The following is a 7,044-nucleotide window of genomic DNA, read 5'->3' as shown; positions in this document are numbered from 1 at the left end:
TTCGAGAAAATGGGCTCAAGCGACCACGAAGCGGTCCGACAGCTCCCAGCCAAAGCTGTAGACATTCCCCCGAAGCCAGCTGATGCACTTCGCATTGCAGCTTGCAATCCAACGCTGACAATCGCGAGACGATGATCGGGCAGGGGCGTCCGGACCCGCCTTCAAGCTGTCCAGGTAATGCCAACGTGTGCCTGTGATCGGTCATCGTAGGTCCCACGAGTCTTCGCTCCCATGTCGCGAGCAAGGTACGATTATGCCTGGTCGATTGCAGTCCCATGGCTGCTGCGCACTTTGTCGTCTGGCTGGCCGAGGCATGCGACTAACTGCCTTCCTGATGGCATGACGACGGAAGGTCAGGGCGTCGATCCCGTTGTCGGCTACCAGATCGAAGGCAATGGCTATCACCTGTGTACGCCGTTGATCCGTGCCGACCACGATTGCCATCCTGGACACCTCCTGTAGGACCTGGGCGGGAGCATTGTTTCGGCGAGCTCAAATGCGCTGGGCGATTGCCATCATGGCAGTGAAATTTTTGCTAATGAGCCGCAGCCGCCTGGAGTGTCGTCTGTGCGCGATTTCGCTCGACGACACTCCAGGTGGCCGGAATGGAAGATCCTGGGGAGCCCAGCGGGCGATGCCGTGTGTCGTGCAGGTCAGGTGTCGGGAAGGTGTTGGCCCAAGTGGCGTCCGGCGATGTAACCGAAGGTCATACCGGGCCCGAGCGTGCCGCCAGCGCCGCCATACCCTTCGCCCAATACTGCGGCCATTGCGTTGCCCGCAGCATAGAGGCCCTGGATCGGATTGCCGTCCCAGTCGACAACTTGCGCGTTCTCGTTCGTTTTGGGGCCGCCGGCTGTGCCAAGGGCGCCCGCTTCCATTTTTACCGCGTAGAACGGCCCTTGGTCGATGAATCCCAGCGTGCGGAAGGGCGGCTCGAAATCCATGTCTCCCCACATGTAGTAATTATCGTAAGTGTTCTCTCCTCGATGGAAGTCCTCGTCCTTGCCCTTGCGGACCATCTCATTGAAGCGGTCCACGGTGGCGCTCAGACCTTCGACGTCAATACCTGCCATCTCAGCGAGTTGTTCCAGCGTGTCCGCCTTCATCATGAAAGATGGTAAGGGAGCACCTGGCATGGCCCCGAAGGTCGGGTACTTGTCCTTGTAACGCTGATCGATGATCAGCCAGTAGGGCAGATTGGCGTACTCGTGCCTGCCCGCATCGAAGGCATGCAAGGCCTTGCCCATGGCATTGTAATTCGCCGCTTCGTTGACGAAGCGCTTGCCGTACTTGTTGACGAGGATGGCGCCGGGGCGCGCCCGTTCATCAGAGCCGAGCAGATAGTTGGGCTTGGCATTGCGGTGCTGCGGTTTGAATTCAAGCACGCTTTGCTGCCAGAAGGCGTGCTGCATGTTGCCCAGCTGGGCACCGGCGTCGATTGCCATAAGCAGGCCGTCGCCCTCGTTCTCCGGCACACTGACAGGGCCTGTCAACGGGCCCCGCAGGAAGGTTTGGACCAATTTCTCGTTCCACTCGAAGCCGCCCGTTGCGATGACCACACCGCGGCGGGCGCGCACGCGGAAGTCCTTGCCGTTGGCGTCCTCTGCGATCACGCCGGTAACCCTGTTCCCATCCTTGATCAGCTTGCGGGCGCGCTTCTCGAACTCGACGGGAATGCCGCGCTCAATCACGGCGAGATACAGCGATCCGGCCAATGCCTGGCCCAGCCCGCGGTAGTCCCTCGCTTCACGCTCGGCGAGTGTGGCGTCGTCGAGTGAGCCGGTGATTGCCTCCATCAGGCTGCCTCGCACGGGATAGGCCATCTTGGTGGGATTGACGCGGGCTGCCCACTTGCCGAGCCGCTCGAATGAGAAGGCATCGTTGTCCAGCGAGCGTCCTCCGTCAGGTTTCGCACCCGGCAGGTATGGCTGATAGTCGGGGAAATCGGCGAATGCATGGAACCGGACGGGGGTCTTGTCCGCGAAATAGCGGATCATCTCCGGGCCACTTTCCATGAACGCCATCAGCGTGTCGGCATCGAGCTGGCCCGGTGCCATTGCGTCGAGATAAGCGACGATGTCTTCATCGTTCTCCTCTATGCCGGCTTCGACCTGATGATGGTTGCCCGGAATCCAGAGCATGCCGCCGGACATGGCGGTCGTCCCGCCGACCATTCCGGACTTTTCCAGAATGACCACATCCTTGGCTCCGAAATCATGGGCCGCAATTGCGGCCGTCATCGCCGCGCCGCCTGATCCCAGAACGACAACATCAGCCTCGAGGTCCCAATTGCAATTTTCAGCCACTATCTGACTCCCGTGCGTGTCCGCCTTGCAGGAACATTCTGAGGCTAGGCCAGTTTCCCGCATTTTATCTGACAAATGTCATAAATGGGAGAGTCCAGGACGCCACTCCACAATGTCATAGGACCAATCAGGATTGATCCGGCATTGAAACAGAGGCGTTATCGGCGGCGTCGATAGGGTTTGCAGGCAACTCCATCACCATCTCCGTCCATTTCGGGACGATATCCGGGCTGTCCATGGCAGATGGGTGCTGCTCCTGCCGCCTATGCGGCGGCACAGTTGCGATAGAACATGCATTCTGATTGACGGCGTGTGCCAACCGGACATTCAGGCATCTGGCGCGGGGGAGGGTGCCGAGTCACCGGCGGAGGGTCAAGGTGGGGGTGTACAGCGCGATAGTCGGATGACACGTCGAACTGCGAACCCCAGTTACCGAGATCCAGTCCTCGCACGCGAGCTTCTGCCTCGACATAGGCCTGACTGAACTGGGGCAGCGCAACGGCAAGCCCTGCCTTAACCATTGCCTGCCCCAGGTCGAGGCCATTGACTGTGCAGGTCGCGACAATTCGCCGGCAACGGTCGACGTCGCGTTGCCGGCACAGGGCGTATCTTGCCTTGGTAATTTGATCCTGGGGGACAGCTTGATAAAGCGTCCGCATGTACTTTTTCGAGCGACTGGGTCCAACGAGCTTCCGTGCCTCCGAGCATGTTGGCGGTGCCTGGGATCCATCAGAGCAGCATATTGCGCCGGCGCTGGGCTTGCTTGCACACATGATCGAGGCACACCATCGCACATATCGAGAAGTGCCACTCACAATCGCGCGGGTATCGTACGACATCCTCGGGACCATGCCGATAGGTGTGGTGGAAATCGAAGTTTCGGTGATCCGTCCGGGACGGACAATAGAGCTGGTCGAGGCGCGCTTGTCGCATGCTGGGCGAATTGTTGTTGCCGCGCGGGCCTGGCTCCTCCAGAAATTCGATACCGACGCAATATCGGGAACCGCGCTGCCTGCTGTTCCAGGGCCCGAAGCACTCGAGGAGTGGCGGCCCGAAATGATCTGGCCGGGCGGCTTCGTCCGCTCCGTCGAAGCGCGCAGATCCTTGTTGGAAAATGGCCGTGCGGTCACCTGGATTCGGAGCGATGCGATGCTGATTTGTGATGAGCACGCCAGCCAGACGGCGCGGGCCCTCGGTCTGATCGATATCGCCAATGGGCTTGCGCCCAGGGTGGAAATTGAGAGGGTAAGCTTCCCTAATGTCGACCTCACCGTTCATCTCTTTCGTGAGCCGGAAGGAGAATGGCTGGGTTTTGATACCATGGTCTCGTTTGGCGAAAGCGGGATTGGGCTTACGCACAGTGCAATCCATGACAGGCGTGGTCCCCTAGGCACAGTGTCGCAGTGTCTTACGATACGGCAGTGATCTCCGGCTAAGGCGACCGCGCCGAAGGTTTGGCCACGCCGGTCAAACAGATGTCACTGCAAGTATCATTGATTGCCGTGCGCGGGGGAAGTCCGGGAGATGGCGAGCCAGCTCCGCATTCACCAGCCTCGCCCGGCTGTCTTGCGACAACGCCACCGGATGCAGTTGCTGTCGCAATGACAGTTTGCCCGAGGCGGCAGCGCTGCCCTGCTTGAGAACAGATTCTTTTTCAATGGCTTGCAGCGCGCCTCAGACATGTGTCGGACATTACGGGAACACCGGCCAGGTCCGGATCCGCTCCGGGCAAACTGTCGGAATGACAGATATGGCCCGTAAAATTATGGATTCATTGAGTCTTTGTGCGATGGCTCTAGCCAGATTCGCAAGATTCTGGCATAGACAAAGCAGGAACGAACAAGGATCAGATGGAGCCACTACCGATGGGCAAGACCGCAACCAATGTCGGGCAGATCCTTGACCGCCTGTCCGAAGTGTCCAGTCGTCCGCGCTATGCCTTCGCTGTTCTCAACCTGCTGGCAGAGCAGGCAGGTCCCGGCTCGAAGGTAGGGCCTTTTATCAAGGACGATACCGAGGTTCTGCCGCTGCGCGCCTGGGTGGGAAAGCGCCTCTCCAGGCTTTCGGGTCGTAGCCAGCGCCGCAAGAAGATCGAGCAGCGCCTGCGCGAGGAGCTGGCCGACAAGCTGCCTGATGACCTGTTCGAAGCGCAAAGGATCATCGATGCCGCGGTCGAGGAACATGTGCGCGCAACGGGTGCCGACAACTTCAGCCGAGTGGTAACCGAACTTGAGCGGGCAGGGTACGTGGTGCGCTACTATGAGGGCTACCGCACCAATCACGCCAATCGCGGCGGCTCGCGCAACCTCGTATGCGTCCTCGATGCTGATGTGTCGGCCGCGCTGCGCCGACGAGACATGTTGGTTTGATGGGAGGGTAGGGACTCATCCCGGCTACGGTGTTTCTGCTTGAGTGCTTGGCCATGACCTGCAATGGCTCCGGTCATGAAGCAACTCAGCGAGATTATTCTCAATGTCGTCGAGCGGGCGCCCGAGTGGATCCGCAAGGACCTTGCTGGCAGTGATGCTTTGGCGCGCGAGCGCGCCGAAGAGGCCCTGGCGGCGATGATCGCCGACGCCATTGCGAACAATAGACCGCAATAGCAACGTCGTGCGCCGTTTCCCGGGCGGAGCAGAGGGCAGGGGGCCGATATGACTTCCAGGAGCTGTTGCGCGGCACCTACCCAGCAAGCATGATCTGCCGCCGCAGTGTTGTTCCGCTCGCGATGCTGCGGTATTGCTTTCCCGGACCACAATGTCTCGCAGGTCTGAGCTACCGATCCCGGTCTGGAGTTGATTGCCTCCCCGCAAGGCGCTGGACCTGGAGGCCGCGGCCAAGATCAGGGATGTCGATGCACGTCGAACCGTTATCCAGGTCATCACAGGTCAAGCTGGCGGTCGATCTGATCGACCTGCGCGGTGCTCAGAATTGTGTGCATGTTTGCCTTACAGTCATTTGCTGTTTCTTATGTGCGTGTTGTTTTGCGAGGGCGGCCGCCCTTGGCGCCATTAGCTCGTGCGGCAGCGGCCTTAGCCGCGGATGTTCCCTGTCCGGCACGGCGAGCCATGTAAGCTTGGGTGCCCAGGATCCCTGCCATTAAGCCAGGGAGAGAAGTCCACATCCAGAGCTTCCCAATGTAGGCCATAACCAAGACCAAGGATTTCGACTTCGGCAAGCTGATCTGCGGTTGCTGTTTCCAATCCCTGCGTAATTCGAGGCGGAAATGCGAAGGTGCAGCCATTGGTCGAATCGACGATCACACGATCAAGCTGACGATCGTAGCGAGCCGAAGCCGCGCGTGGCTCTGTCTCGACAGCGATCTTGCTGCGCTCGATCGCAGCATCAATTTGGGCATCGGTAATGCTATTCATGGATCTCATTCCATCGCTCCGGCAGCATTGCTTGCTGCGCTTTGACGGTCCGCATGGCGTGACGAATGTCGGTGCGCGTCATGCCAGCAGCCGAGAGCAATTCAGGTTTAGCTTCTGAACCTCTGAGATTGGTTTTGGCTTCGCCGTCACCGAACTCATGGACATGTGCCGGTTCATGGTCATCCACAAAGATGACATAGCGCAGGCCATGGGCTCAATAGACGAAAGCCATTCCTACAAATAACCTATCGTGATGGGTTTTTAAATTAGCTAGGAGATCAGTGTTTCGTAAGCGCGAAATTCCGCGCACCTGTTCGGTTGGCTGACGTGGTGTGAAAGATGTGTCCGCAAAGGATGAGGTGGACACATGGAGATGGCGCCGATGGGCTCCTATGGACTCAAGGTTGTAAGGGTGACGAGTAACGGCCGGCGCTATTATGATCCGGCGGGGAAGGCACGGTTGGTTGAGGCGTGCCTCGAGCCGGGCATATCGTTGGCGAGGCTTGCGCTGGAGCATGGCGTCAACGCCAACCAACTGCGCAAATGGGTCAGGAACTATCAGCAGCGGCAGAGTACGAACGAGCAGCGGAGCGCGGGGCAGTTGCCGGATCCGTCGGCGTTTATCCGGGTGGAGACGTCCCCGGCGCGCGCGGTGCAACACACTGGTGGGATCGCGAGCCGGCCTGCGGGATTGGTACCGTCAGCGCGGCTGCAAGCGTCGCTGCCAAATGGTGTATCGCTGACGCTGGAGGGGTGTGACGCGCAGTTCCTGGTGGTGATGATCGATGCGCTGGGGCATTGCAATGTTCCGGCTCGCTGAAGATCTGCGCGTCTATCTCCACCGGGATCCGATCGATTCCCGTTGTGGGATCAACAGCCTTGCGATCCTGGTCGAGCAGTCGATGGGCCTCAATCCGTTCGAGCGCGCGGCGTTTGCCTTTTGCAACCGGCGCCGGACCCGGATGAAGCTGCTGTTCTTTGACCGGTCGGGCTTTGTGTTGGTGCTCAAGGCGTTGACGGAGGACAAGTTCCGATGGCCCCGGCGGGCGGAAACGGTGGTGGCGCTCACCGCGGAGCAATTGCGATGGCTGCTCGACGGGATCGATATTGACGCGATGGTCCCTCATCCGGTGCGGCAATATCAGTTTGTCGGCTGAAGGCTGTTGACGCAGGAGGGGCCTTCCGATTCAAGACTGTAATGGATCGAACCGGCGCCCCCACTATTGAAGAATTGATGGCGCTTCTGGCGACGAAAGCCGCCGAGGTCGAGACATTGCAGGCCGAGAGAGACGCCCTTGCCCGGCGCATCCTGAAGCTTGAGGAGGAACTGGCGCTGGCGCGGTTGCACCGTAACGGCCCGATTGTTA

Annotated in this window: 10 protein-coding genes and 1 pseudogene; 7 read left to right on the top strand and 4 right to left on the bottom strand. The window is 59.7% G+C overall.

Going from position 1 to position 7,044, the window contains the following annotated elements; genetic code table 11:
* The first annotated feature begins 339 nt into the window (after positions 1-339).
* Entirely contained in the window at positions 340-462 is a 123-nt protein-coding gene (locus tag SPHV1_RS26030) for a hypothetical protein (protein ID WP_255352316.1), read from the top strand.
* A gap of 191 nt (positions 463-653) precedes the next feature.
* Here SPHV1_RS26030 and SPHV1_RS23955 read toward each other — a convergent pair whose 3' ends face one another.
* Together SPHV1_RS23955 and SPHV1_RS25940 are read right to left on the bottom strand one after the other, a co-directional pair.
* Positions 654-2,306 (bottom strand): FAD-binding protein, encoded by a 1,653-nt coding sequence (locus tag SPHV1_RS23955; protein WP_054948500.1) that lies wholly within the window; start codon positions 2,304-2,306, stop codon positions 654-656.
* A gap of 158 nt (positions 2,307-2,464) precedes the next feature.
* Positions 2,465-2,551: an excalibur calcium-binding domain-containing protein gene (locus SPHV1_RS25940; RefSeq protein ID WP_231634849.1), complete on the bottom strand. Its 87-nt coding sequence runs from the start codon at positions 2,549-2,551 to the stop codon at positions 2,465-2,467.
* Between the two features lie 412 nt (positions 2,552-2,963).
* Here SPHV1_RS25940 and SPHV1_RS23950 point away from each other — a divergent pair, with 412 nt between their 5' ends.
* From SPHV1_RS23950 to SPHV1_RS25595, 3 genes are all read left to right on the top strand, one after another.
* Positions 2,964-3,731 (top strand): thioesterase family protein, encoded by a 768-nt coding sequence (locus SPHV1_RS23950; RefSeq protein ID WP_054948499.1) that lies wholly within the window; start codon positions 2,964-2,966, stop codon positions 3,729-3,731.
* A gap of 440 nt (positions 3,732-4,171) precedes the next feature.
* On the top strand, positions 4,172-4,675 hold the full coding sequence (locus SPHV1_RS23945) for a hypothetical protein (RefSeq protein WP_054948498.1): 504 nt from the start codon (positions 4,172-4,174) through the stop codon (positions 4,673-4,675).
* A 75-nt stretch (positions 4,676-4,750) separates the two neighbouring features.
* Positions 4,751-4,909 carry a DUF6771 family protein gene (locus tag SPHV1_RS25595; RefSeq protein ID WP_197277808.1) on the top strand — a complete coding sequence of 53 codons (159 nt, stop codon included), beginning with the start codon at positions 4,751-4,753 and terminating at the stop codon, positions 4,907-4,909.
* A gap of 426 nt (positions 4,910-5,335) precedes the next feature.
* Here the strand turns inward: SPHV1_RS25595 and SPHV1_RS23940 are convergent, their stop codons facing one another.
* Positions 5,336-5,677, bottom strand: a complete 342-nt coding sequence (locus SPHV1_RS23940) for a DUF2442 domain-containing protein (protein WP_231634848.1) — start codon at positions 5,675-5,677, stop codon at positions 5,336-5,338.
* Complete coding sequence (locus SPHV1_RS24710) at positions 5,670-5,882, bottom strand: DUF4160 domain-containing protein (protein ID WP_255352317.1); 213 nt, start codon at positions 5,880-5,882, stop codon at positions 5,670-5,672. Before SPHV1_RS24710 ends, SPHV1_RS23940 begins: the two co-directional genes overlap by 8 nt.
* Positions 5,883-6,044: 162 nt before the next feature.
* On the opposite strand from SPHV1_RS24710, the gene SPHV1_RS23935 reads away from it, so the two are divergent.
* From SPHV1_RS23935 to SPHV1_RS25255, 3 genes and pseudogenes are all read left to right on the top strand, one after another.
* Positions 6,045-6,497, top strand: coding sequence for a transposase (locus tag SPHV1_RS23935; RefSeq protein WP_054948497.1), 453 nt, complete (start codon positions 6,045-6,047; stop codon positions 6,495-6,497).
* A complete protein-coding gene (tnpB, locus tag SPHV1_RS23930) occupies positions 6,481-6,834 on the top strand; it encodes an IS66 family insertion sequence element accessory protein TnpB (protein ID WP_054948496.1) in 354 nt (117 codons plus the stop codon). The genes SPHV1_RS23935 and tnpB overlap by 17 nt, the downstream gene beginning before the upstream one ends.
* Before the next feature lie 41 nt (positions 6,835-6,875).
* Positions 6,876-7,044 (top strand): annotated as a pseudogene (locus SPHV1_RS25255) (IS66 family transposase); the annotation flags it as partial.

Origin of the sequence: Novosphingobium sp. KN65.2 (genome assembly GCF_001368935.1) — a bacterium.
GTDB lineage: Bacteria > Pseudomonadota > Alphaproteobacteria > Sphingomonadales > Sphingomonadaceae > Novosphingobium > Novosphingobium mathurense.
This window is presented reverse-complemented; position numbering and strand designations above follow the sequence as displayed.

What these genes read in the sequence shown, in the direction of transcription:
- SPHV1_RS23935 (WP_054948497.1), top strand. Translation starts at nt 6,045, where the DNA reads ATGGAGATGGCGCCGATGGGCTCCTATGGACTCAAGGTTGTAAGGGTG.
- SPHV1_RS26030 (WP_255352316.1), top strand. Translation starts at nt 340, where the DNA reads ATGACGACGGAAGGTCAGGGCGTCGATCCCGTTGTCGGCTACCAGATC.
- SPHV1_RS23945 (WP_054948498.1), top strand. Translation starts at nt 4,172, where the DNA reads ATGGGCAAGACCGCAACCAATGTCGGGCAGATCCTTGACCGCCTGTCC.
- SPHV1_RS25595 (WP_197277808.1), top strand. Translation starts at nt 4,751, where the DNA reads ATGAAGCAACTCAGCGAGATTATTCTCAATGTCGTCGAGCGGGCGCCC.
- SPHV1_RS23940 (WP_231634848.1), bottom strand. Translation starts at nt 5,677, where the DNA reads ATGAATAGCATTACCGATGCCCAAATTGATGCTGCGATCGAGCGCAGC.
- tnpB (WP_054948496.1), top strand. Translation starts at nt 6,481, where the DNA reads ATGTTCCGGCTCGCTGAAGATCTGCGCGTCTATCTCCACCGGGATCCG.
- SPHV1_RS23950 (WP_054948499.1), top strand. Translation starts at nt 2,964, where the DNA reads ATGTACTTTTTCGAGCGACTGGGTCCAACGAGCTTCCGTGCCTCCGAG.